General features: G+C 63.7%; 20 protein-coding genes. 4 read left to right on the plus strand and 16 right to left on the minus strand.

Annotated features, from left to right (window positions below; translation table 11 throughout):
• Window positions 1–22: 22 nt before the first annotated feature.
• Window positions 23–1,699, minus strand: a complete 1,677-nt coding sequence (locus AAGI46_02275) for a hypothetical protein (protein MEM1011030.1) — start codon at window positions 1,697–1,699, stop codon at window positions 23–25.
• Window positions 1,696–2,964 (minus strand): NAD(P)/FAD-dependent oxidoreductase, encoded by a 1,269-nt coding sequence (locus tag AAGI46_02280; GenBank protein MEM1011031.1) that lies wholly within the window; start codon window positions 2,962–2,964, stop codon window positions 1,696–1,698. Before AAGI46_02280 ends, AAGI46_02275 begins: the two co-directional genes overlap by 4 nt.
• A gap of 66 nt (window positions 2,965–3,030) precedes the next feature.
• Between AAGI46_02280 and AAGI46_02285 the strand changes: the two genes are divergently transcribed.
• Entirely contained in the window at window positions 3,031–3,696 is a 666-nt protein-coding gene (locus tag AAGI46_02285) for a VTT domain-containing protein (protein MEM1011032.1), read from the plus strand.
• Here the strand turns inward: AAGI46_02285 and ilvA are convergent.
• The 6 genes from ilvA to AAGI46_02315 form a co-directional block, all read right to left on the minus strand.
• Window positions 3,686–4,909: a threonine ammonia-lyase gene (gene ilvA, locus AAGI46_02290; GenBank protein ID MEM1011033.1), complete on the minus strand. Its 1,224-nt coding sequence runs from the start codon at window positions 4,907–4,909 to the stop codon at window positions 3,686–3,688. The genes AAGI46_02285 and ilvA overlap by 11 nt on opposite strands.
• A 161-nt stretch (window positions 4,910–5,070) precedes the next feature.
• On the minus strand, window positions 5,071–5,379 hold the full coding sequence (locus AAGI46_02295) for a type II toxin-antitoxin system RelE/ParE family toxin (protein MEM1011034.1): 309 nt from the start codon (window positions 5,377–5,379) through the stop codon (window positions 5,071–5,073).
• A complete protein-coding gene (locus tag AAGI46_02300) occupies window positions 5,376–5,591 on the minus strand; it encodes a hypothetical protein (GenBank protein ID MEM1011035.1) in 216 nt (71 codons plus the stop codon). Before AAGI46_02300 ends, AAGI46_02295 begins: the two co-directional genes overlap by 4 nt.
• Before the next feature lie 12 nt (window positions 5,592–5,603).
• Window positions 5,604–7,031: a Fe-S cluster assembly protein SufD gene (sufD, locus tag AAGI46_02305; GenBank protein ID MEM1011036.1), complete on the minus strand. Its 1,428-nt coding sequence runs from the start codon at window positions 7,029–7,031 to the stop codon at window positions 5,604–5,606.
• A gap of 43 nt (window positions 7,032–7,074) precedes the next feature.
• On the minus strand, window positions 7,075–8,358 hold the full coding sequence (locus AAGI46_02310) for a DUF1501 domain-containing protein (GenBank protein MEM1011037.1): 1,284 nt from the start codon (window positions 8,356–8,358) through the stop codon (window positions 7,075–7,077).
• A gap of 91 nt (window positions 8,359–8,449) precedes the next feature.
• Window positions 8,450–9,904: a DUF1800 domain-containing protein gene (locus AAGI46_02315; protein ID MEM1011038.1), complete on the minus strand. Its 1,455-nt coding sequence runs from the start codon at window positions 9,902–9,904 to the stop codon at window positions 8,450–8,452.
• A 111-nt stretch (window positions 9,905–10,015) separates the two neighbouring features.
• On the opposite strand from AAGI46_02315, the gene AAGI46_02320 reads away from it, so the two are divergent.
• Window positions 10,016–11,422, plus strand: coding sequence for a sulfatase (locus AAGI46_02320; protein ID MEM1011039.1), 1,407 nt, complete (start codon window positions 10,016–10,018; stop codon window positions 11,420–11,422).
• 9 nt (window positions 11,423–11,431) lie between these two features.
• On the opposite strand, the gene AAGI46_02325 is transcribed toward AAGI46_02320, so the two are convergent.
• From AAGI46_02325 to AAGI46_02345, 5 genes are all read right to left on the minus strand, one after another.
• The gene (locus AAGI46_02325) at window positions 11,432–13,546 is read right to left on the minus strand and encodes a beta-galactosidase (protein ID MEM1011040.1); all 2,115 of its coding nucleotides are present in this window, start codon (window positions 13,544–13,546) and stop codon (window positions 11,432–11,434) included.
• A gap of 54 nt (window positions 13,547–13,600) precedes the next feature.
• Entirely contained in the window at window positions 13,601–14,440 is an 840-nt protein-coding gene (locus AAGI46_02330; protein ID MEM1011041.1) for a type II secretion system protein, read from the minus strand.
• Window positions 14,441–14,592: 152 nt separating this feature from the next.
• Complete coding sequence (locus AAGI46_02335) at window positions 14,593–15,363, minus strand: PEP-CTERM sorting domain-containing protein (GenBank protein MEM1011042.1); 771 nt, start codon at window positions 15,361–15,363, stop codon at window positions 14,593–14,595.
• A 277-nt stretch (window positions 15,364–15,640) separates the two neighbouring features.
• On the minus strand, window positions 15,641–16,471 hold the full coding sequence (locus AAGI46_02340; protein MEM1011043.1) for a prepilin-type N-terminal cleavage/methylation domain-containing protein: 831 nt from the start codon (window positions 16,469–16,471) through the stop codon (window positions 15,641–15,643).
• Between the two features lie 67 nt (window positions 16,472–16,538).
• Window positions 16,539–17,282: a hypothetical protein gene (locus AAGI46_02345; GenBank protein ID MEM1011044.1), complete on the minus strand. Its 744-nt coding sequence runs from the start codon at window positions 17,280–17,282 to the stop codon at window positions 16,539–16,541.
• 129 nt (window positions 17,283–17,411) lie between these two features.
• Between AAGI46_02345 and AAGI46_02350 the strand changes: the two genes are divergently transcribed.
• Complete coding sequence (locus AAGI46_02350; protein ID MEM1011045.1) at window positions 17,412–18,449, plus strand: LacI family DNA-binding transcriptional regulator; 1,038 nt, start codon at window positions 17,412–17,414, stop codon at window positions 18,447–18,449.
• 11 nt (window positions 18,450–18,460) lie between these two features.
• A complete protein-coding gene (locus AAGI46_02355) occupies window positions 18,461–19,342 on the plus strand; it encodes an MqnA/MqnD/SBP family protein (GenBank protein ID MEM1011046.1) in 882 nt (293 codons plus the stop codon).
• 432 nt (window positions 19,343–19,774) lie between these two features.
• On the opposite strand, the gene AAGI46_02360 is transcribed toward AAGI46_02355, so the two are convergent.
• From AAGI46_02360 to AAGI46_02370, 3 genes are all read right to left on the minus strand, one after another.
• Window positions 19,775–20,674: a hypothetical protein gene (locus tag AAGI46_02360; GenBank protein MEM1011047.1), complete on the minus strand. Its 900-nt coding sequence runs from the start codon at window positions 20,672–20,674 to the stop codon at window positions 19,775–19,777.
• A gap of 61 nt (window positions 20,675–20,735) precedes the next feature.
• Window positions 20,736–21,602 (minus strand): NACHT domain-containing protein, encoded by an 867-nt coding sequence (locus AAGI46_02365; GenBank protein ID MEM1011048.1) that lies wholly within the window; start codon window positions 21,600–21,602, stop codon window positions 20,736–20,738.
• Between the two features lie 322 nt (window positions 21,603–21,924).
• Window positions 21,925–22,878, minus strand: coding sequence for an NAD(P)-dependent oxidoreductase (locus tag AAGI46_02370; protein MEM1011049.1), 954 nt, complete (start codon window positions 22,876–22,878; stop codon window positions 21,925–21,927).
• Window positions 22,879–22,885 lie beyond the last annotated feature (7 nt).

The raw sequence follows: 22,885 nt of genomic DNA on the forward strand, positions 1-22,885 counted from the left end.
GCCGCGACGGTGCCGGAGCCGGCTATCGCGACGTCGCTGGTCGGGTTGCTGGCGCTGCGTCGTCGAGCACGTAGATGACGCCGTCGTCACCCGGCTGCCGAGGCATCGCGACGAGGCCGATCAAGTCGGCAAACTGCTCGGGTGGGACGGCACCGTTGTCCTCGCCGTCTCGCTCATCGAGCACGACGAACGCTCCGCCGTCGGTTGTGAAGGCAGTCTGAATGCGATCGAGCTCGTCGGCGTCAGGCGACCACGACGCTCCGGGCACCCGCCATCGCACGTACCCGCCGCGGGCGGCGAGGACTTTGGAGTGCTGTCCGTACGACGCGACCCACGCCCCGCGCGGCAGCGTCTTGATCAGCCGACGCGTCACCGGCGATGTCGACAGCTTCGGCGTCGGCCCCTGCTCATCGACGCGGCGATCGAGCGCGTAGCCGATCGTGCGATCGACGTTCCGTCCAACGATCAGCCCGACCAGCACCACGCCGGCCACCAGCGACACGGTCCTCGGCAACCGGACTGACACGCGACTGAAGACCACGACCCCTGCGGTCAGCAGCAACACCTGCACCGGCATCATCAGCCGATAGTCCGCGTATCCCTGATCAAGGAAGACTTTCACGAGCAGGATGAAGCTCACATACCCCACCGCTGCAAGCACGAACACGGGAACAACCGACGAAGGCTGACCGACTTCAGTCGGTCTGAGTCTGCTTCGAAAACGAACCAACCCAATCCCCATACCCACCAGCACCACCCAGATCCCCACCACCCAGCCCACCCCGATCCCCAACCCCGGATCGGGCCACACCCAGTCCACCACCTGATCCCCGATCGTCTCGAGGTTGAACACCAGAAGCTCCCATCGCTCGCTCCACGTGACGTCCAGCGCTTCCTTGCGACCCGTCGCCCGGGCACCGACGTGGACGTTGCGCAGCGCCCACGCCCCGACGAATGACGCCCCGACTAGCAAGGTGGTGCCGCTTTGCAAAACGATCCTCCGACGTCCCACAGGCTGAGCCTGTTGGCTCGTCAGCGCGACGACGACCAGCAGCAACGGAACGCCGACGACCAGCGACATACCCGCGTAGCGAGTCAGATACGCGAGCCCCGTCAGCACGCCCAGCAAGCCTGCGACTTTCCATGACGGTCGGCTCACGTGCCGAACGACCAGCAGCAACGTCAGCAGCGTCAGTGTGACGAAGATTGGCTCCGTCCAGACGTGCACATAAACGCGGAGCACCTTCGGCTGGCACGCCACCAACCACGCCGCCGCCGCGGCGGGCCAGAGGGTCGTGACACCGTCGCCTTCATCGTCCGATTGTCGAAGCCGAATACCCGAGGGCGCCCATGCCGTCGTCGCAGCCACGAGCGCGATCAAGCCGCCGAGCAAAACGACGTGCAGCAACCGCGCGGCCTGCCCCGGCGTCAGACCCGTCGCCATCGACAGCCACGCCAGAACCGTCGGAAACAAGCCTGGCCACCAGGACAGTGGCCGGTAAACAACCCGCCCGTCCTCCACCTGCGACACCGACACGCCGTGGCCCTCGGTCACACTCTGCGCCGCACGCAGGTACTGCAGCGAGTCCCGGCTGGTCAGTGGGCCCCACGTCGTCGCGACGAAGTGGAGCACCATGACGAACACGATCGCCCCGCCGATGATGACCAGCGGCAGACGGTGCTCGCGCGCGATCGTCATGCTGACACTCCGGCCCGGCCAGCGAGGAAACCCGTCGCCCAGGCCCACTGGAAGTTGAACCCACCGATTCGGCCGTCGACGTCGAGGATCTCGCCAGCAAGATGCAGCCCGGACGTGACGCGGCTGCTCATCGTCTTCCACGCCACTTCGGACAATGGCACACCGCCGGCCGTCACTTCCGCGTGGTTCCATCCGCGCGCCTGCTCGACGGGCAGCTCCAGGTTTGTCAGTGCGTGGACGAGCTTGCGCCGGTCGTCACGTCGGACCTGAGCGAGCGGCGTTTTGTCGTCCACGCCGGTCTGCCACAGCACTGCTTCCGACACCTTCTCGGGTAACGGCGAACGCGAATCCGACTCGGCGGTCGACCACTGCTTGAGCGTCGACCGCAGCGGCAGCTTGGGCGTCTTCTCGGCCATGTGCAGCAGCGTCGCTTCGACCGACTCGAACGTCTCGTCCGGCAACAGATTCAGGTACCACTTCACCTCGCGACCCGCGGCCTTGTTTGCGAGCCAGTGGCGACTCGCGTCCATCGCGAGCGGGCCGCTCACGCCGAAGTGCGTCCAGAGCAGCGAACCGCGTCTTCGATCCACGGGCTTGCCGTCGGCCGTCGTGGTGATCTCGGCCTCGTGGCTGATGCCGGCCAAGTCGCCGTGGAAGAAGTGCTGCTGCAGCGTCATCGAAACGAGCGCTTCGTGCGTCCCGCCGACGGTGTGGCCGAGGGTCCTGGCCAAGACATAGCCGCCGCCGTCGCTGCCGGTCCTGGGCAAGCTACGTCCGCCAGAGCAGAGCACGACGCGACGGCATTGGTGTTCACCCCGCGGCGTGCGGACGACGAAGGAGTCGTCGGCCTGCTCAATCGACGTCACGCGGTGTTCCGTCAAAAGCGTCGCCCCGCGATCAGCCAGGCGCGTCAGCAGCGCGTCTAAGACCGTCCGCGCCTTGTCCGTCGTCGGGAAGAGCTTGCCGGTCGGCTCGCGTTTGAGCTCGACGCCCATGTCACGAAGCCACGCGATCGTGTCATCGACGGTGAAGCTGGCCAGGACGTTCTTGACGAAGTTGCGCGTGGCCGCGTTGTAGTCGCGGGCGTCGATCTTGTGATGGGTCACGTTGCACCGCCCACCGCCTGCCACCAGGATTTTCGCTCCGACCTTCCTCGCCCCGTCGAACACGACGACGCGTGCCTTGGGATTCGCCTCCGCCGCGAAGATGCCCGCCGCCAGTCCCGCCGCCCCGCCGCCGACGATGCCCAAGTCCCAGTCGCTCACGCGTGCACGCTATGTCGTCGCGACCAATCAACGACCAGCGCCGACGGGCCACTACGCTCCGGGCCGATGCGCTCGCTCATCCGAGTCATGCTGCCGTTGTTCGCGTTCTTTACGACGATGATGATCGTCGCGCGGGCGACGGGTCTGGTCACGCCCGCCCGAATCCAGGCCGGCCTCGAAGCCGCACGCGAAGCCTCGCCGATCTGGGCCATGGCCGTCGTTGCCGGACTGTTGACGGTCGACCTGTTCATCTTCGTGCCGACCCTGACGGTGCTGATGCTCGCCGGCTACCTGATCGGCTTTCCGCTCGCCTTCGTCGCCGGTGCGACCGGTCTCTACCTCGCTGGCCTGGTCGGCTACGGCCTGAGCTGGAAGTACGGCGAAGCACTCGTCCGCCGCGTCGTGAAGGACGAAACCCGGCGACGCGAGATGAACGACGCTTTCCGCACGCACGGCGTTGCGATGATCCTGCTCTCACGCGCCGCGCCGATGTTGCCGGAAATGACCGCGTGCCTCAGCGGCATGACGCGAATGCGGTTCGGCAGGTTTCTGCTCGCGTGGACGGGCAGCGTCGTGCCGTACGTGCTGGTGACGACGTTCGCCGGGTCGCGCAGCTCGCTCGACAACCCGCTGCCCGCCATCGCGACGGCCGTCGGCATGGCGGCGGTCTTCGGGGTCGCGTGGTGGCTCTTCCGCAAGCGCGTCCTGCAGGCGACGCCCGCTACCGCCTGACCCGCGGCACCCAGAAGTCGACGCCCGCTTCGCGGAGCGCCTCGTGTACCTCGGCCACGTGCGTCTTGTCGTGCGTTTCGAGCACCAGCGAGATGTCGACGCGGCCCACATCCGCAGGGCCGAAGCTGCGATCGTGATAGACCTCTTTCACGCTTGCCCCGGCCTGCTTGATCGTCGTCAGCAACGACGACAGCGACCCGGCACGATCGCTCACGCGACACGTCAGACGACACAACCGCCCGTCTGCCGCGAGGCCGCGCTCGATGATCCGGCCGAGTACCTGGACGTCGATGTTCCCGCCGCACAGAACGATCGCGACCTTCTTGCCTGCGAGCCCGTCACGTAGCGGACCCATCACCGCCGCCAGCGATGTCGCCCCGCTTCCCTCGACGAGTGCCTTCTCCACTTCGAGCAGGTTCAGCACAGCCCGCGCCGTCGCGCTCTCCGTGACCTGGACGACGTGGTCGACGTGATCGCGACATGCGGGCCATGCGTTGTCGCCCAGCCGAGGGATCGCCAGGCCGTCGGCGATGCCCGGCCGTGTCTCGACGTCGATCGGTCGATCCGCTTCGAGCGCGGCCGTCAGCGTCGGCGCGGCCTCCGTCTCGACGCCGATCACGCGACACGTCGGCCGACGTTCGTGGACGATGGTCGCGATGCCCGCGATCAATCCGCCACCGCCGACGGGAACGACGATCGCGTCGAGGTCAGGCACCTCTTCCAGCAGCTCCAGTCCGACCGTCCCAGCACCGGCAATCACCGCCGGGTCGTCGAACCCGTGGATGTAGACGAGGCCACGATCATGAACGAGCTGGTTTGCATGCTGCCGCGCCTCGCCGAACGTCTGTCCATGCAGCACGACTTCGGCCCCGAAGCTCCGACACGTCGCGATCTTCACCAGCGGTGCGGTCGTCGGCATGACGACCGTGACCGCAATGCCGAGCGCCCGGCCGTGATAGGCGAGGGCCAGCGCGTGGTTTCCAGCCGACGCCGCAATGACGCCGGTGTCGATTTCGTCGCGCCGCACGAGCAACGCGTTGAGCGCGCCGCGCTCCTTGAACGACCCGGTCGGGTGCAGGTATTCCAGTTTGCAGAACAGCTCACACCCCGCCGACTCCGACAGCCTCGGCGACGCATGGGTCGCAACGGGCCGCATGCCGGCGTCGCGTAGCCGGATGCCTGCTGCTTCGACATCGGCTGCAATAGTCGGCATCGCGATAATCTAGCTGATCGGCAGAGGGCAACGGAAGTCTCGCCGTCGCCATCCGCAGCACGCGAATCACGACGCTCGAGCGTGCCGATGTCGGGGACGCACTGCCATTGCTAAGGCGAACAGACGCTCGGATCGGTAACGCCACCAGCGTTCGTGCTGCCTCAGTCAGTCTTTCGATTGCGACCGTGGCTCGGCAGCCGGCTTGCGTGCTTGATCACGAGAACGAAGAGGTGGTCCGGCTCGACAGTGAGCTCGATGACGTAGGGGAACCGATCGTCGCGAGCCCGCCTGATGCCGCGACGCTCATCGACCACCGGATAGCGCCGCGGTGCCTCAGCCGCCTGACGGGTCAAGGCCCGCATCCGCTTGATGAGATCGTCGCCCAGCCCTGCTCCCGGTTCTTGAGCGTCGAGATAATCCGCCGCCTTGATCAACTCGTTCTCTGCCTGCCGGTGAACGACGGTCCTCACCGCCGCTTCTCCAGCAGACGCGTGAACATCTCTTCGGCATCGACCAGGTTTGCCGTCCCGTTCCGAACCTGGTCCGCTCGCTCAATCGCCTCGGGACTCGCCGGTGGCTCATCGGCCTGCTCATGAAGCGACTGTTCCAGACGACGAATCAGCTCCAGCCGATCCGCCTCCGATAACGCCACCGCCGCTGCTTCGATCTCCTCAATGACCATGCCGCAAGCGTATCAGAAGACCACGTCCTCCGTCGCGTCTGCCAGGTCCTGAATGCGGAAGTCGGTCGGCAGGCCGTGCTGTTTGGCCATGTGGTCCTCGACCCGCTGGCGTACGGCCTCGACCTTGATTCGGCGCGTCACGTCGGCGGCGAAGGCGTAGGTCAACAGCCGCTTGGCCATGTCGCCGCTGACGCCGCGGCTGTTGAGGTAGAAGACAGCCTCTTCGTCCAGCGGCCCCGTCGTGCTGCCGTGGGTGCACTTGACGTCGTCGGCATAGATCTCGAGCGCCGGCTGACTCTGCATGGCTGCGTCGTCGCTCAGCAATAGGCTCCGGCTCGACTGCTTCGAGTCGGTCCGCTGGGCCTTTTGCGCGACAAAGATCTGCCCCTTGAAGATGCCGCTGGCCTCGTCGTCGAGGACGTGCTTGTACAGCTCAAAGCTCGGGCAATCCGGCTCCTGGTGATCGAGCAGCGTGTGGTTGTCGACGTGCTGCTTGCCCGTCAAGATCGAAACACCCGAAAGTGTCGCGTCGGCCCGCTCGCCATTGAGGTGAACGTTGAGGTCGTTGCGTGTCAGGAGGCTGCCGATCGTTGAGTTGTGATCGACAAAGACTGTCGACTTGCCGATGTCGACTTCCATCGTCGCCACATGCAAACCATCGCGGCCCTCGGCGTTGAGCTTGTTGTGGTCGATGTGGCAGTCGGCTCCGGCGACGATCTCGGTGACGGCGTTCGTCAGGTACGCCGTCTCCTCGGGCCCGACGAACGTCTCGACCAGCGAAAACTCGGCACGGTCACCGGCGATGACAAGCAGCCGCGGGTAGACCACGGCCTCCTCGTCGGAGGCCGAGTTGCCCGTGTTGATCGAAAGGACGTGGATCGGCTTGTCGATCGACGTCTTGCTCGGAACGTGGACGACCGCCCCACCGCCGAGGAAGGCGGTGTTGAGCGCGACGAAGGGATTGGTCTCCACGTCGGCCTGCCGGGCTAGCTCCTTCTGAATCACGGGCTCGTTTTGGCCCATGTCGAAGAGGTCGCCGACGACAACGCCGGCCGGCAGGTCGCCGATCGTGCTGAGGTCTTTGCTGAAACGCCCGTCGACCATCACGACGGTCGCTGCAACCGCCTCGAACGCGTACGCGTCGACGAAGACTTTCGCAGCCGCCTCGTCGCCGGTGCCGAGGGCGAACTTGCCGTTCGTCGCGGCACGCATGTTGGTGTAGCGAAACGACTCTTCCCGCTTGCCGGGGAAGCCCTTCTTCTCGAAGACCCGCACGGCTCGCTCGCGCAGGTCTTTGAGCCACTCGGGCCCGGTTGCGTCCTTGGCGAACGCGTGGGCGGCTTCAAGATGGACCTTGGACGCGTCCGCCGCCAGGTCCGCCGGCGTGGCGACTCTCTTGCCTGGAGCGTCGGTAGGAAGCGTGGTCTTGTCGTTACTCACGGCCCAGCATAGAGCCGAAAATCAACCGATCTTCAAAACCCGTTCAACCGCGTAGAAGCGTCGGTGCTTCCCATCGTCCGCCGAGGATGGCCGCGGTGACTTCGGGGCTCGTGTCGAGCCACTGCTGCAGCACGGCCGCGTAGCACTGACGGAAGTCGACGGTGTACGCGAGGTCGCCGTTGTCCAGCTGGACGAGCGACGGGTGCCGGCCCAGCAGGCCTGGCGTGACGCGATCGCCGAAGAAGAACATCGGCGCGGCCGCACCGTGATCCGTGCCGCCAGACGCGTTCTGCTGAACGCGGCGGCCGAACTCGCTGAAGGTCATGACGGCGACGCGTTCGCTGTTGCCCTGCTGCCGCAGGTCAGCCAGGAAGGCGTCAATGCCCTGGGCGAACTGCTGCATGAGCCGGGCATGGCTGTTGAGCTGGTTCGCGTGCGTGTCGAAGCCGCCGAGGCTGACGTAGTAGACGCGTGTCGGCAGCTTGCCACGAATCATCGCGGCGGTCGTTCGAAGACCGTCGCCGAACTCGCCGCGTGGGTAGTCCTTGGGCGGCGTGTGGCCCTGGATGGCGTCGAGCACCTTGTCGCTCGAGACCCGCGCGTCCATCGCGGTGCGTGTGAGGAAGTCGAGCTCGTCGCCACCAGCCTTACCGAGCTGCAACGCCGCCATCGCGTCGGCGTCGGGGCCCTTGTAGCGGTAGTCGGCCGGGTTTTCGAAGGAGAGGGCCGTCACCTGCTCGCCCTGCATGGCGAGTCGATTGGACTCGCCGAGGCTGACCCCGATCTGCGGGTCGATGCTCTGCTCGATGCCCGCGGCCTGGTTGTTCGCGCCGGTGCCAGCGCACTGGCTGTCGAAGAACCGCCCGAGCCAACCGCTGCTCTTGGCCGCTTCGCCGGGGGTGGCGCTGTGCCAGATGTCCATCGACGTGAAGTGGCTTCGGTTCGGGTTCGGATAGCCGACGCCCTGGACGATGCCCATCCGTCCGTCGTCAAAGAGTGCCTTGAGCGGTTCGAGGCTCTGGTGCAGGCCGACGTAGTCGCTGATGCGAAGCACCTGGTCGGGCCCGAATCGCAGCATTGGCCGGGCCGCGTGATAGGCGTCGTCGCCGACGGGCACAACGGTGTTGAGCCCGTCATTGCCGCCAGAGAGCTGGACGACGACGAGAATCTTGCCATCGGTTCCGCTGTCAACGGCCACGCCCTTCTGCCCGAACGGATCGCCGACGGCAAAGGCGGTGCGGTTGATGAACGACGGCACCGTGACGCCTGCGGCGAGCATCGTCAGGCCGCTGGAGAGAAACGCGCGTCGGGTGGTGGGAGTGGGCATGGCAGAAAGCTTGAAGGAGGAAGCTTGAAGCTTGAAGGTCTGGCTCGTCGCTTTTCCAAGCTTCAAGCTGCACTCTTCAAGCTTTCCGGTCTCAGCAAAGCTGATACTCCGGCATCGAGACGATCAGCTTGACGGCGTCGAGCGTGCCGCTGGTTGAAGGCGGACTGCCGACGGCGTTGGTGAGGCGGCGCGTCTTGATCGACTCGATTGGGCGTGGAATAAGCCGGCCGAGCCAGTAGGCGACGACCTCGGACGGATCCTCGGACGAGGGCGTCGGTCGCGACTGAGCGGCGATGTTGCTGGCAAGGTTGTACCGGGCGAGCAGCGTCGCGGTGTTGATCCATCGCTTGCCGTCGTACTGGCCGGGCCAGCCCTTGACGTTCGGCGGAGCGAACGGAATCTGGCCGAGCTTTTCGAGGTCGCGTGTGACCTGGCGCGGGCCAGGCAAGTCGGAACCGAACAGCCGATAGCTTCCGGCGACCAGCTGCACAGGGCTCTTGATCTTGTTACCGATGTGATCGCTGCTGTAGAACGCGCGGCTCCGCAGAATGACACGCAGGAGCGGCCGAAGCTCGAAGTTCGCACCCGACAGAACACTGCCGAGGATCGTCTTCAGCTGGGCGTCTGGCTCGGCACCGACAAAGTAGTGCCACAGCCGGCCGGCGATGTACGGCGCACAAGCCGGGTGCATGGCGAGGAGCCGAATGACCTCGTCCCCGCCGAAGCGTCCGCTGCGGCCGAAGACGGTTTTGATGCCGTTGTCGTGTCGGACGTCGTAGAACACGAATTCGACGCCGTCATGGGTCCAGCCGGTGAAGCAGCGGGCGACCTCTTTGATGTCGTTTTCGGTGTAGTTGCCGACGCCCAGCGTAAAGAGCTCCATGAGCTCACGGGCGTAGTTCTCGTTCGGGCTGCTGGCGACGTTCTGGTCGTTGTTGAGGTAGCCCAGCATCGCCGGGTCGCGACTCATCTGGGAGACCAGCTCGATGAAGTTGCCGGCGGCGAACTTGCGGAGCGTCTCGTTCTGATTCCAGAGCCGCCAAGAGCCCTCTCGGTCGTCGCGGATGGAGCTGGTGAAGTGCCCCGCCCAGAACAGCGTCAGCTTCTCCTGCAGCGGGTACGGCCCGTCAACCATCCGTCGAAGCCACCAGGCCTGACAAGCGACGATGTGCTGCAGGCTGGAACGCGTCCACTGCTGCCGCAAAAGCTGTCGCTGCGTGCGCGCTTCCTCGCCGACGCCGCGCCCGACTTGAGACATGGCTTGACGGCGTTCCTGACGCGTCCGCGGAACGTCGGCCAAGGCAGAGTCGTCGGGAACGTCGGTGCGCGACATCTCAGACGCCGAGGCATCGGGGAAATCGAGCAAGAGGTCGACCGCCCCGGACACGCCCAGCTTCTGGACAAGTGCGATTTCGTCGGGCGTGCCGCCGAAGGTCGCGCGGTTGAGCAAGTGCCCAGCCTTGACAGCATCAAACGGGTCGCCGTCACTCGGCTCCCACGGCTGAAGGTTTTCGGGCAGAGATCGTGTAAAGGAATTGGACACCATGCAGCGACTCCTCTCGCTCAACGCCGGTCGATGGCGGTTTATTCTGCGACAATCCTATGAGATCGGTCGGCAGCCGGTGCAGCCGTTAGCGATCGCTGTTAAGTTGGGAAAATGCAGCCCAATGTGGTCCTGATTGTTGGCGAAGACACCGGTCGTTTGCTCGGCTGCTACGGCGATCACTACGCCAAAACGCCCAATCTCGACCGTCTCGCATCGCAGGGCTGCCGGTTCGATCAGGCGTGGACGACTTCTCCGGTCTGTGCGCCCTCGCGCGCTGCGATGGTGACGGGGCAGTTTCCGACCAAGATCGGCACGCACCAAATGCGGTCGAAGCTGATCAACCCGCCGCGTCTCTTCACGCAGGATCTCCAGGACGCCGGCTACTACGTCTCCTGGCCGACCAAGCTCGACTTCAACTTCAAGGAGCCCGACGGCTGGGTCAACGATCGCGACCCGTGGATCGATCGTCTTCGCGAGGGCTCGCTGGGCGACGGCAAGCCGTTCTTCGCCTTCGTGAACCTCAACGAGACGCACGAGAGCGGCATGTGGCCAGTCGGCACCTTTGCTCCCGAGGTCGGCCACCCCGTCGAGAAGCCGCGCTCGCCCGCCGTATCCGATCCCGACGAAGCGCCGGTGCCGCCCTACCTGCCGGACGTGCCGGCCGTGCGGGAGGACATCGCGCGGCACTACGACAACATCCACAAGATCGACAAGGACGTCGGCGAGATCCTCGACGCCCTCGACGCCTCAGGGAAGGCCGACGACACGATCGTGCTCTTCATCGCCGACCACGGACGTGGTCTGCCACGCGAAAAACGCTGGCCGTACCCGGCGGGACTGCACATGCCGATGATCGTGCGGTGGCCCGGACATCTCGACGCGGGCAGCGTTCGGCACGACCTGGTGTCGTGGGTCGACTTCGCACCGACAATCAACAATCTCGCGGGCAGGGAACCGTCGCCGGACCATGACGGACGTGTCTTCCTCGGCGAAGCGACGCAACCCGGCCACGACGTTGTCTTCGGCGGGCGTGATCGCATGGACGAGTCGTTCGACCGTGTCCGCTCCTGCACCGACGGCCGGTGGCACTACGTCCGCAATTTTTTCCCTCAGCTTCCGTGCGCCCAGCGCAACCGCTACATGGAGCTCATGCCGACCGTTCAAACGATGCGGCAGATGAACCACGAGGGCACGCTCAAGGGGCCCGCGGCACTCTTCATGCAGCGGAGTAAGCCGGCCGAGGAGCTCTACGACCTTCAGACCGACTACGCGTGCGTCCGCAACCTCGCCGACGATCCGGCACGGGCCGGCATCCTGAAGCGTCTCAGCGAACGAATGGACCGCTGGCTTGAAGAAAAGCCGGACATGGGAGCGATCAAGGAACGCGACCTCATTGCACGCGGCATCGTTGAGGATCAGTTCCCTGGCATCTCCGAACGTCGCGGCGATCTGCCCGAGCCGTATCGCAGCGAGACTCAGAAGTCCGTCATGGAAGAGGACGAAGTCCCGCCCATGTGATGTGCCGGGTCACTCGGCCTGGCTGCGGAGCTTATAGAGCTCGGCCGAGACGGCCTGCGACGCTTCGAGCATCTCCGGATGCGGCTTGTCGGTCACGCTGACGAAGCCGATGCCGTGGTTCTCCGCGTCGAGCGATCGGCCGCTGGTGGGCTGATCAACCGCCTGGAACCAGTGGACGCCGACGATCTGCGGGTTCTGGGCAGCACTCTCGACGTACGCCTTGAACTTGTCGGCCCGGTCCTGGGCAGAACTGGCCTGAACGAGACCGCGTCCGAAGACGCCCTGCTCGCGCGTGCCGAAGTGGAACTCGCCGACGATGACCGGCTTGTCAATGTCGGCCGCCGGTCGCCAGGCACCGATCGAGTCGCGGTACAGGTTGGTCGACACCACGTCGCAGAACTCAGCCGCGACGCGGACGACCTGCGGGTTGGCGTAGGCGAGCAGACGATCGCCGAAGTAGAGCTTGTTCGGGGCCGCGTTTTCGAGGGCGTCGTGCACCGTCTGGTAGTACTTGCGGACGATCACTTCGTTGAAGGCGACCAGGTCGGCGATGCCGGCCTCAGTGGTCGGGGCGGGCGTCGGCTTCAGGAAGTCTGCGAAGCTCGCGTAGCTGCTGCCCCAGGCCTCGTTGAGCGCTTCGACCGAGTCGTAGCGTTCCTTCACCCAGTCGCGCATCGCCTGCTTGGCATACTCGTTGGGCTTGCCCTTCTCGACGACACCGGTGGCGAGATACGACGTGTCGCCCCACGAGAGCTCGTTGTCGACGAAGACGCCGATGCACCACGGGTCGTCCTTGCTCTCGGCCAGCATGCCGCCGATGCGTCGATCGAGCTCTCGGCGGAGCATCGGGTTCCACGGATCGCTCACGCGATTCCGCGTGCCCGGCTGCCACGGCAGCTTGGCAGAGTTGATGAAGACCCAGTCCGTGTACGGGATGGTCTTCTCCTCGTGCAGCTCGTCGTCCGACCAGTTGGCGATGGTGTTGAAGCCCCAAGTGACAAGACGCTTGGGCGTCCGCTCAAGCCACTCGTCGCGCCAGTTGTCGCCGTACTTGCGGTACAGGTTGGCCGAGTAGAAGGCAAAGCAAGGCACCTCGCCGCTCTCGTAGTCGCCCCGCTTGACTTGGCCGGTGCCGAGGAACTGCTCCATGTTCGGATCCGACTCCCACGGCGGGTTGCGGAACCAGCCAATGCGATCTTCGGTAATCGGCGTCATGCCACCCGTCTTGACGACGCACACGCCCAGCGACCAGAAGAGATGGCCATCGGGCGTTACGAGGTGCCAGACGCCGTCGATTTTCTCGGTGCGGAAGTGACCCGTCGCCTCCAGCTTCGGCCCGTCGAGCCAGCCACCGTACTGATCGCGGCCCGGCAGTTGGTAGCCCTCGCTCAGTTGCTCATCTTCCGCGGCCTTGTCGGCAAAAAGGTCCTCGACACTGTCGACCTTGCCATCCCAGTCGCCGTGGATGTACTGGCCGAACTCGTCGACGAACGGGAAGAACGGATCGGCCGCGATGGCAGACGCCGGGTCGTATGAGCCGACGGCCCGCACCTCGGTCACCGCGACTTGGTACTCGCGAGGCGGCTTCTGCAGAAAGACTTGGATCTTGACGACGTCGGCCGGATCGATCGTCGCGGTCATCGGCATCCGCTTGCCCCAGGGCGTGTGCTGCATGTGAAGCAGCTCGGCCCGGAGGTCCATGTTCGTCCGACGATTGAACTCGACGACAATCGTGCCGGTCATCCCGGGCTCAACGGTTGCCGACCCGCCCGTGGCATTCTTTCCGCCGCCCGCACCGGGGTTGTCGACACGGATGCCGATTTTGAGTGCCTCTGTACTCAGGTTGATCACGTCGACTTCAACCTGCTCGAAAGCATCCAGGTCCCACGCCTCACCCGACTCGGGTCGGAATCCGAGGTGTGGGTAGGGCTTCTCGTCGCCGAAGTTGATGACGAAGACGGGCTGGCCGTCGACTTCGCCGAGCGTCATGTAGCTGTCTAGTGAGCTCGACGCGTCCACCGCCGCCTGCGAGGGCTCGACGAGCGTCACGGAGTCAGCGATCGCAGCCGCAGGCGAAACGAGCGCAGCAGCGACGAACAGCCGCGGATAGAGGGAGGAAAACATGATGTTTTGGCTTTGAGAGGCTCGGTTCGAGCGTCCAGAAACGGTCTGCCGAGTTCACCGGTCAGGGCGAACGTTGTAGTTGAAAATCTCACCTACTTTGCGCGTTTCGGCATGCCCGTCGAGGAATGCGAGGTTGGCTGCCGTGTCTGCCTGGTGGCGATAGCGGACGTAGCCCTGGGTCTCGCCGTTGATGTTCTCGTGGTTCGGCGCTCCCTCTGGGCTCTCGCTGATGGGATCGAAGAGCGTCGGATCGTCCTCGTTGTAGAACGCGACTGCCGAGTCTGCCTGGCCGTCGGCAACTGCGCGGGCGAGCACCTCGCGAGCGCGATGCAGCTGTGGGGCACCAGGAGAGAACGGAACCGGCGTCGAGCTGTTCGTCACGAGCTGCTGGACGCCATCAACCATCATCATCGTCTCGGACGAACGCTTCGATCGCGTGATCTTGTACGTCAACGGATCGTCGACGCTGATCCAGGTCATGATTCGCCCTGGTGCCGAGTAGTGGTACTTCCCGCCATCCAGAACCGCGGACGGGCACTGGAACGCCGGGGTCGGCTCCGAGTTCTGCGTCCAGTTCGAGCCACCATTGACGTCGTCCATGTAGGCATCGATCATGAAGAACCAGTTGGTCGGCTCGGCTCCCAGTGCGACGGCATTGGTCGCATTCACTTGGTAGGGGAGCGCGCTGTCATTTTCGCTCGCGTAGCCGATGACAGCCGTTGCGACCTGTCGCATGTTGCTCAGGCACTTCGTCGTTCTGGCTGCATCCTGTGCTCGACCAAGCGTTGGGAGCAGGATGGAGATCAGCAGTGCGATGATGCCGATGACGACGAGCAGCTCCACGAGCGTGAAACCACAGCGCGAACGAGAAGAAACCGTCCGATGGCAATTCATGATGAGCCTCCTCAAATGAACACGGTGTCGGGAAATCAGTCGAGCCGATTGCACCTCTCACCCATTCCCCACCAACCCCACCATCCCCACCGACCCCACGCCGCCCTCACCCAGAAGCCCCACACCCCCCGACGCGTTGCTCGGGTCAAGCCCTAGCGACGGCGACGCACGGCCAAGCCGAGCAAGCCGAGACCGATCGCAGCCGCCGAGGTCGGCTCGGGGATGACCGCGTTGGATTCGATCACGACGTTGTCGAGGTAGAGCAGTCCTTGCTGTCCGGACGCAAACCCGAACTCGAACGTGTCGAACGTGACGGGTGTGCCGATACCGTTCGAAGCTGGGCCTCCGATGATGACGGTGTTCGACGACTCGGTCGTCACGCCGCCATCGAAGCTGATGCTGAAGACAAGCTCACCTGGCGCGGTCACATCCGCGCGCAAGGTGAGGCTCTGCGGCGTCTGACCGCTCGCGATCGTGTCGAACCGGCCAGCGTTGTTGTCGAGCTCCGTCGAGAAAGTCCCGCCATTGGTTGCGGCGGATGGGTTGATCGCGCTTCCGAGCTCCACGCCAGAAACGCTGTCAATGAGGTTGAACTCGACAGAGAAGTTGTCGTTTATGTCCTGTCCGAAGCGGTAATCGAGGTCCAACTCCACAAAGTCGCCGACATCGCTCAAGAGCAGCGACGGGGAGAACGCTCGCGTGGCGGTCCGGTTGTTCGACGTCGTCTCAAGCAGTAACGCGTTCGAGCCAAAGCCCGTGTCAGCCACGACGGAGACGGTGCCGCCGCCGCCGGACGGATCGGCGTAGCCGGGATTCGTCCCGTCGTCGAACGTGTCGTTGACGAGGATAACGCTGCCCAGAGCCGGGGCAGTGAGTGCGACGCTCGAGGCAAGAGCCAGGACGGCGATGGGTTTGGTGATCATTTTCGCTCCTCCGCGAAGTCAGGGAGTTGGTGGTCAGACGCGTGGTCATACGGAGCACGAATGGACCGGGCCGGTCGTGCCTCCCGCATTGTACCTGCTCGCTGCGAGCCTTGCAATAGAAAAGAAACAATCGTGCAAGGATTGCACTAGGGGCTCGTCGGTCGGCTGGGAAACCGCTCAGAACGCGGTTTGACGGCGTTCAGCCGATGACCAGCCACGCCGAGCCGGGCTTGGCAACACCGCAAACAGCAGATGCGTCGCAGGCCAACCGCCCGATTCAACGGTCCGGCCGCATGTTGGCGTTGAGGACCTCGCCGCGAGTCATGGCCTTGGCACTGCCGTCAAGGAATGCGAAGCCCGCATCTTCGTCATCTCCGTGTCGCCACCGGACGTAGCCGTTGGTCGAATCGTCTGGATTCTCGAAGTTCGGGCTGTCGGGAGCACTGTCAGTGATCGGATCAAACATGCCATCGCGATCCGGGTCGTAAAAGCCGAGGTTGACCGACGTGGGACTCACTTCCCCTTTGAAACGCTCACCCGCTCGTGCCCAGCGCGAGTCGCGGCTGCCGTTGGGTTTGAACTCGGGAATCGCAAGGCGTTGAACGCCGTCGCCCGCCAAGATGATCTCCGAGGTCCGCTTCGCCCTCGCGAGCCGGTACAGCTCGTCGGTGATGAGCCCGAGCTGAACGAAGACCCGGCTTGGCGCGGAATAGTGGGCGATACCGCCGTCAATGGATGCACTCGGGCACTTGAACACTTCGGACGGATCGCCGTTCGTCGCGTTGGTCATTCCGCGCTCGGGGTAAATGTAACCGTCGACCACAAACCACCAGTTCGTGCGATCGGTGTTGAAATCCCCAGAAAAGTTGAACGTGATGTTGGCCGGCGGAAGGAAACCGTCGAAGGCCTGCGCGTAGGTCAGCGTGCCCTGGTGGATCGACCTCAGGTTGCTGAGGCACGTCACCGTCCGCCCGGACTCGCGAAGCCGACCGAGCACCGGCAACAGAATCGCCACCAGCAGCACGATGATGCCGACCACGACCAACAGCTCAACGAGCGTGAAGCCACGTCGGCATGGGCGGCTACTGCAAACGTTCCAACGGGTCATGCGATCTCCTGCAGGGAAAACAGAGCAGTTTCAGCGTTCTCTTCCCGCAGCCATCAACGCTCCAGCCCTACCGCCGGCGACGCATCAGCATGAGCCCGGCCGGTGCGAGAATCGCAGCGGACGCAGGCTCGGGGATGACGGTCACGATCAGGCCGGACACGCTCACATCCGCGCGATTGCTGTCATCGCCATCGTCGCCAACGGTGAACGTGAAGCTCTCCCCGGCGGTGAGCTCGAGCGGCGAGGCGAAGGTGAAGAGATTCACCGACTCGCCATTCAGGTCAAAGGTCGAGGTATCCGCGAGTGTGATCGGGACGATTGTTCCGCCGTTGTCGATGAGCACCGTCTCGCCCGTCTCGAAGTTGCCGGCAAGCGCGATCGCGGTGACGAGCAGGTCTTCACTAAAGGAAAAGGTCAGCGACTCGTCAGCTGCGCCTGGCACAATGCCGACCTCATCGATCGCTGAGTTGGTGTCTTGGTTGTTGGCAAGGGCCGAGTTGATGCCAAGCCCGCCTTCGTTGAACGAGCGAAGCTCCGGACGATTCGCACCGGCCTGTGGGCCGTCTCCCTCGCCTGTGTAGTCGAGGTTCAAAGTCGTGACCGTCGCGCCCGGATCGTCGAGCGTGAAGGTCGCGAAGGTCGTCCCGGAGTCCGTGCTCGGACTCGCAACAGCGTTGACCACCAGGTCGTCGCCAACCGTGGCTCCAGGGAATCGTGTGAAGTCCAAGACCACGGCAGCCCCGACGGACGAGGCAAGAGCCAACGATCCCGCCGAAGCGGCCATCACCAACGGAAGACGGTGCAAATTCATGTTTCTCCTCGCTCAAACAGACGTCTGTGCCCGCGTCCGGGCACCCTCGGCGGGAACGTAAACCACCCGCACGGACAACGCAAGCAATAAAGCAAGGCTTGCGTAATGTTTGCGTCGTAGAGTTGAGCTGTGGCAACGGTCAAGCAGATAGCCGAGCACCTCGACGTCTCGAGCGCCACCGTCAGCCGCGTCCTGAACAATCGTCCCGGCATCGGCAGTGCCACCCGACAGCGCGTCCTCGAAGCTGCTCGCTCCATGGGCTTCGAGCGCGACAACGGGCTCCACGAGAGCCGCTACATCGGCTTCGTCCACCCGCTGGGCCACTTCAACGGCGACATGGGCGGCTACCACTCGGCGCTGATCGGGGGCATCGGCTCCGTGATGAGCCAGCACCAGTTCGACCTCGCCCTCATCGACCCGTACCGCGACAAGCGACCCGCCGAGAGCTTCGGCGAGTTCTTCCTGCGCAAGGGCTTACGCGGCGCGATCGTCCAGGTCCGGCCCGAGAACGATCGCGTCGTCAAAGCCATGGCCGACGAGCGGCTGCCGATCGTCCTCGTCGCCTCGCACCTCGATCACCCCGACCTCTCCACCGCCACCGTCGATTCAGCCGCCGGCTACGAGCAGGCCGTCGAACACCTCGTCCACCTCGGCCATCGCGACCTCGGGCTCGTCGGACGCACCGCCGGCGACTGGGACCACCGCGAACGCGTCCTCGGCTTCGAGCGTGCCATGGCTAAGCATGGCCTGGCGGAACGTCGCGACTGGCGCTGGACCTGCGATTCCGAGTTCCGCAGCGGACAAAGCATCATCCGTCGCATCGCCACGCTGCCGGACCGGCCGACCGCCCTTCTGTTCACCGATGGCAAGCCCGCCATCGGAGCCGTCAGCGCGTGCAAGGCCGTCGGCATCGACGTGCCGGGCGAACTGAGCATCGTCGGATTTGACGACTCGGTCCGGCGATTCGACACATCACCCGCCATCACCTGCGTCTGCCAGAACGCCCTCCGCCTGGGGGAAGAAGCGGCGACGCTGCTCCTTCGCAAGCTCGCTGGCGAGATCGATTCGCCCCAGCACGTCCAGCTGCCCGCCACGTTCGAAGTCTGCGAAACCACCGGCCCGGCAGCACTTTCAGAACCGACAGGCACCCTCGTCGCTCGTTCCTAGCCTGACTGCCTATGGCAGACCAGGTCACCCTCCAGCTCGGCCACTCCCCCGATCCGGACGACGCGTTCATGTTCTACGCGCTCGCCCAGGACCCGCCGCTCGTCGACGCGGGCCGCTGGCGGTTCCAGCACGTGATGCAGGACATCCAGACCCTCAGCCACCGCGCCAAGACCGGCGACCTCGAGTTCACCGCCATCAGCGTCGCCACCTACCCGCTCGTCGCCGACAAGTACGCCATCACCAGCTGCGGCGCCTCCATGGGCGACGGCTACGGCCCGATGCTCGTCGCCAAGACGCCCATGAAACCCGACGATCTTCGGGAGAAACGCGTCAAAATCGCCGTCCCCGGCACGCTAACCAGCGCCTTCCTCACCTGCCAACTCTTCCTCGGCAAGGCGGGCGAAGCCTTCGATTACGAGGTCGTCATGTTCGACGAGATCCCACAGGCCGTGCTGTCAGGCCGGGCGGACGTCGGGCTCCTGATCCACGAGGGCCAGCTCACCTACCGCGACATGGGGCTACACCTCATCGCCGACCTCGGCATCTGGTGGAACGAGCACAACGACGGCCTGCCCTTGCCCCTGGGCTGCAACTGCATCCGCCGCGACCTCGACGCCGTGCACGGCGAGGGCTCCATGACCGACGCCACCCGCGTCCTGCGGGACAGCATCCAGTACAGCCTCGACAACCGCGAAGCGGCCGTCCGCTACAGCATGAAGTACGGCCGCGACCTCGACACCGCGACCGCCGACAAGTTCGTCGGCATGTACGTCAACGACTGGACCCTCGACTACGGCCCTAGCGGCAAGGAGGCGATCACCCGCTTCCTCCGCGCCGGTGCCGCCGCCGGCTACATCCCGGCAGCGCCTGACATCCAGTTCGTCACGCCGTAAATCGCGTCGAAAATGGCCCACGTGGAGCGCGCACCACGCGGTGCGCGTTGGACACTGTTGGGTCCCCGCCGATACCCCGCCCCGGCGCGGCCGACACCCAACGCCGACCCCGCCAACACCCGACTACGACCCACCGGCCACCCCGCCGCAACCCAACTCCGCCACCACCCCGCCGCCGGTTCGCTGCCACCCCGACAATCCGTCCCGCCGGCCGCCATCGCGCAGCGCGACGGCTCCTCGTCAGCAATCGCTGCGCCTCATCTGACTACGAAATCACCGGCTCTTCCCGCAAGCCTCGGATGCACGACCGACCGGCGTGACGAAGTCAAGCAACCGCCGGAAGCCCCGCCGCACAAAACACTGCACCACTACCCATCGGGCGAGGTGCAGGAGGAGCGCCATCCCACGAGGTCGCCCGTGCAGAACAAGCTGCTATCCCGACCAGTCATCCCTCAACCTGCTGATCGTCAGATCTCCAGCTGACTCATCCTCAGCGATCTGGTCAAGCATAACCTGGTGCTGCTCACTTGCCACCCTACATATTTCATCAGCGATAGCGTCAAAGACAAACTCCGCTTTCTCAATCCCTTCCACAAGCGCAATGACGCTTCTAGTACGAAGCTCCGACTCATGGAGACTGTTATCATCAACTTCGCCTCGTGCCTTGATATTCTTCGCGAGATCGACTTTAGGAACTAGCGCCGATATATCCCTCGCCTGGGGCTCCGAGAGGCAAAACTCAATCACTTGACTAAACGGACCCATATATACAAGCTCCACAGAACGTTCGTTACCTAGATGGACTGCTTCTTCTGAATGCGAGAACAAGTTGACGTACGATTCACCGAATACAAAGCTCAACCTTCTCTTTCGCGACTCTCTCGTAGCCCTTTCGAACTCGCTTAGACACTGCCTAAGCTGCGGCTCAGCAAAGAATTTTGTATAGCGATAAGGCATAATCTGCCTAATAAAGTTCATTTCGTTTAACCAATACTCTCCGAGATCTCGCTCGACAATGCCATGCAGAAGAGACCCCGCTGCCGATTCGTTCAACTCGCACAGACACGACGCTGCGAAAAACTCCTGGACCGTTTTGTGCGCAAATTCGAAGACGCTTCCATCTTTGACTATCAGGCTAGTGGCCGCTTCGATGTCATGCAAGACATCGATTGGGTCAGCTTCTATTCTCAGATGTTCGATTGCCGCAATGCAGCAAGATTCCATATCGCGTGTCGAGAGAGCGATCGAACCGAATCGCTTTGATTCAAAACAGATTATCTCGAATATTTTCCGGAACGCAGAAATTTTCAGCTCGCATCGAAGCTCACGCAAGTATGCTTATTTCGACTCATCATGCTCTTCGAATAGCAATGGAAACAGCCTGTCATAAAACTCAACAGTAGTTATCGGGCAGCCGGCGTGTCTTCTTAAATATTACAAGCAGGATAGTGACAAGGAGTGGAGAAGTCAACATCTCTTCAAAGTCACTGTTCTTACTGGTGCGCAGTTGATGAATGATTGACGTCGCAAGCGTGCCCTCGGGGTCAAGTTTCCAGATGAGCTCGTGCGCCTGCTCCTCTGATAGCGGCAGCAACGTTAAGTTACGGAAATAGCCAGATCGCTGAAGCCTTCCCCGCGGACGACTGCTAACAATGACACGCGAATCACCGAACTCTGCGCGATGACACATTTGATTGATCGCTTCAATCGTCGCTTTCTGCGCATTGTGAGGAACTTCGTCAAATCCATCGAGGAATACACTTACATTGTTGCGTTGGATTAAGTCTAGAACATCTCTTGGCGAAAAGTCAGCCTGAAGATCAGAAAAGTATCCAACCAATAAATCCATTAGCGACATCTCATCTGACACATCTCTCAAGCGTACGAATGCGACGAATGCGCGATTCAACTGCTGCTCGATCGCGCAAGCATGTCGCATGAACAGAGATTTTCCATGCCCCGCGTGCCCCTCAATAAGGATGTTTCTACCGGGAAGATCATCAAGCGACCTCGCGGTGATTGCACCGAGTTGTGTTGAGAACGATCTATCTATGAAAAAATCTGCTATATCCTTTGGCTCTTTATCAAACCAGAATGTTTTGACCTGCCTCAGCTCTCGCAATCGGTGTTGTACAGCCTGCTCTAAATCAACGCGACTGATCCTACTCGATGTCTTCCTATCAATCTGTGAGAGCCTCCCGACCAGATCGGATCCAATACGCGCGATCGTCGACGTTGCAATAGGCTCGAGAGCGATCACGTGATACGCCACCTTTCCGAGACAATGCTGCTTAATGCGACGTGCGTCGCACCCGCCATGTATGGACAGTGTCTTCTACTTTCTCTCGCCCGGTTTATGGATCGATCGACACGGCTGCGTTCGCGACGGTGGCGTCGCTCACATTCAGTTGACGTTCTTGTTCCAACCCTTTTTTGACTAACGCTTGCCGACACCCTCTTCGTCTGACGCCTCGCAGTTCGGCATGGAGTGCTTGGCGTGGACGTAGGCCGATCCTCACGTTGTATGCGCAAATGCGGCATCGTTCTCACCGTCAAGGTTAGCAGGCAAATCGAATCCGGTATTAATAGCCGGCGTGCAGGTCGACCTCGCTGGGTCGCTCACCCTGCGTGAGGGCCTGAAGCAGGTGGGCTAGGGCGGACAGGCGTTGGTCGCGGCGGCCGGGGCTGGAGAAGGCGGCGGCGACGTGGGGGCTGAGGAGGACATTGTCCAACGTCTCCCACGGCTGGGTGCCGCCGGTTGAAGGTTCGCCGTCGGGAAGCTGGTGCGGGTAGGTCCACCAGACGTCGAGGCCGGCGGCGGCGAGGGGGCCGGTTTGCAGGGCGGCGAACAGGGCCGACTCGTCGAAGACGTGGCCTCGGCCGACGTTGACGATCACGCTGCCGGCGGGCAGCAGTGCGAGGCGGCGGGCATCGATCAGGCCGCGGGTCGCGTCGGTGAGCGGCAGGCTGCAGACCAGCACGTCGGCCCGGGGCAGGACGTCGTTGAGCCGGTCGATCGGCGTCGTGCCGTCACGGCCGGTGCGGGTGACGGCGGTGACGCGGACGTCCATCGCTTCGAGGATGCGTCCGACGCGCCGGCCGATCTCGCCGAAGCCGAGCAGGACGGCCGACTTGCCTTCGAGGACGATCATCCGCTGGACGACGTCTCCCGGCGCGCCGCGACCTGGCCACTCGCCCCGCCGCTGCATGGCGTCGATCGTCGTCAGCCGCCGGCACGCAGCCAGGAGCAGTCCGACCGCATGCTCCGCCACGGCGGCCGCGTTGTCGTGGAGATTGTGCAACGTGACGCCGCCCCGCTCCAGCAGTGCCAGCCGCAACCGATCCGGCACTCCGGCCCACGGCAGGACCCAGTGCTTCAGCTGCGCGGCATCGGCCAGCAACGCCGGGTCGCTCCCGACGATCACCTCGGCATCGGCGGGCGTGTCGACGAAGTCGCAGTAGGTGGTGTTTGCGATTAGCGCCGAGCGCTCGTCGTCGTCAGTGGCATAGGCGAGATGCACGCGGAGCGATGGCACTGCAGCA

It is taken from the genome of Planctomycetota bacterium (genome assembly GCA_038746835.1).
Classification (GTDB): domain Bacteria; phylum Planctomycetota; class Phycisphaerae; order Tepidisphaerales; family Tepidisphaeraceae; genus JBCDKH01.

Excerpts from the sequence above, each read along its gene's own strand:
- AAGI46_02275 (MEM1011030.1), bottom strand. The coding sequence starts at position 1,699 with ATGACGATCGCGCGCGAGCACCGTCTGCCGCTGGTCATCATCGGCGGG.
- AAGI46_02285 (MEM1011032.1), top strand. The coding sequence starts at position 3,031 with ATGCGCTCGCTCATCCGAGTCATGCTGCCGTTGTTCGCGTTCTTTACG.
- ilvA (MEM1011033.1), bottom strand. The coding sequence starts at position 4,909 with ATGCCGACTATTGCAGCCGATGTCGAAGCAGCAGGCATCCGGCTACGC.
- AAGI46_02300 (MEM1011035.1), bottom strand. The coding sequence starts at position 5,591 with ATGGTCATTGAGGAGATCGAAGCAGCGGCGGTGGCGTTATCGGAGGCG.
- AAGI46_02310 (MEM1011037.1), bottom strand. The coding sequence starts at position 8,358 with ATGCCCACTCCCACCACCCGACGCGCGTTTCTCTCCAGCGGCCTGACG.
- AAGI46_02315 (MEM1011038.1), bottom strand. The coding sequence starts at position 9,904 with ATGGTGTCCAATTCCTTTACACGATCTCTGCCCGAAAACCTTCAGCCG.
- AAGI46_02320 (MEM1011039.1), top strand. The coding sequence starts at position 10,016 with ATGCAGCCCAATGTGGTCCTGATTGTTGGCGAAGACACCGGTCGTTTG.
- AAGI46_02325 (MEM1011040.1), bottom strand. The coding sequence starts at position 13,546 with ATGTTTTCCTCCCTCTATCCGCGGCTGTTCGTCGCTGCTGCGCTCGTT.
- AAGI46_02330 (MEM1011041.1), bottom strand. The coding sequence starts at position 14,440 with ATGAATTGCCATCGGACGGTTTCTTCTCGTTCGCGCTGTGGTTTCACG.
- AAGI46_02335 (MEM1011042.1), bottom strand. The coding sequence starts at position 15,363 with ATGATCACCAAACCCATCGCCGTCCTGGCTCTTGCCTCGAGCGTCGCA.
- AAGI46_02340 (MEM1011043.1), bottom strand. The coding sequence starts at position 16,471 with ATGACCCGTTGGAACGTTTGCAGTAGCCGCCCATGCCGACGTGGCTTC.
- AAGI46_02345 (MEM1011044.1), bottom strand. The coding sequence starts at position 17,282 with ATGAATTTGCACCGTCTTCCGTTGGTGATGGCCGCTTCGGCGGGATCG.
- AAGI46_02355 (MEM1011046.1), top strand. The coding sequence starts at position 18,461 with ATGGCAGACCAGGTCACCCTCCAGCTCGGCCACTCCCCCGATCCGGAC.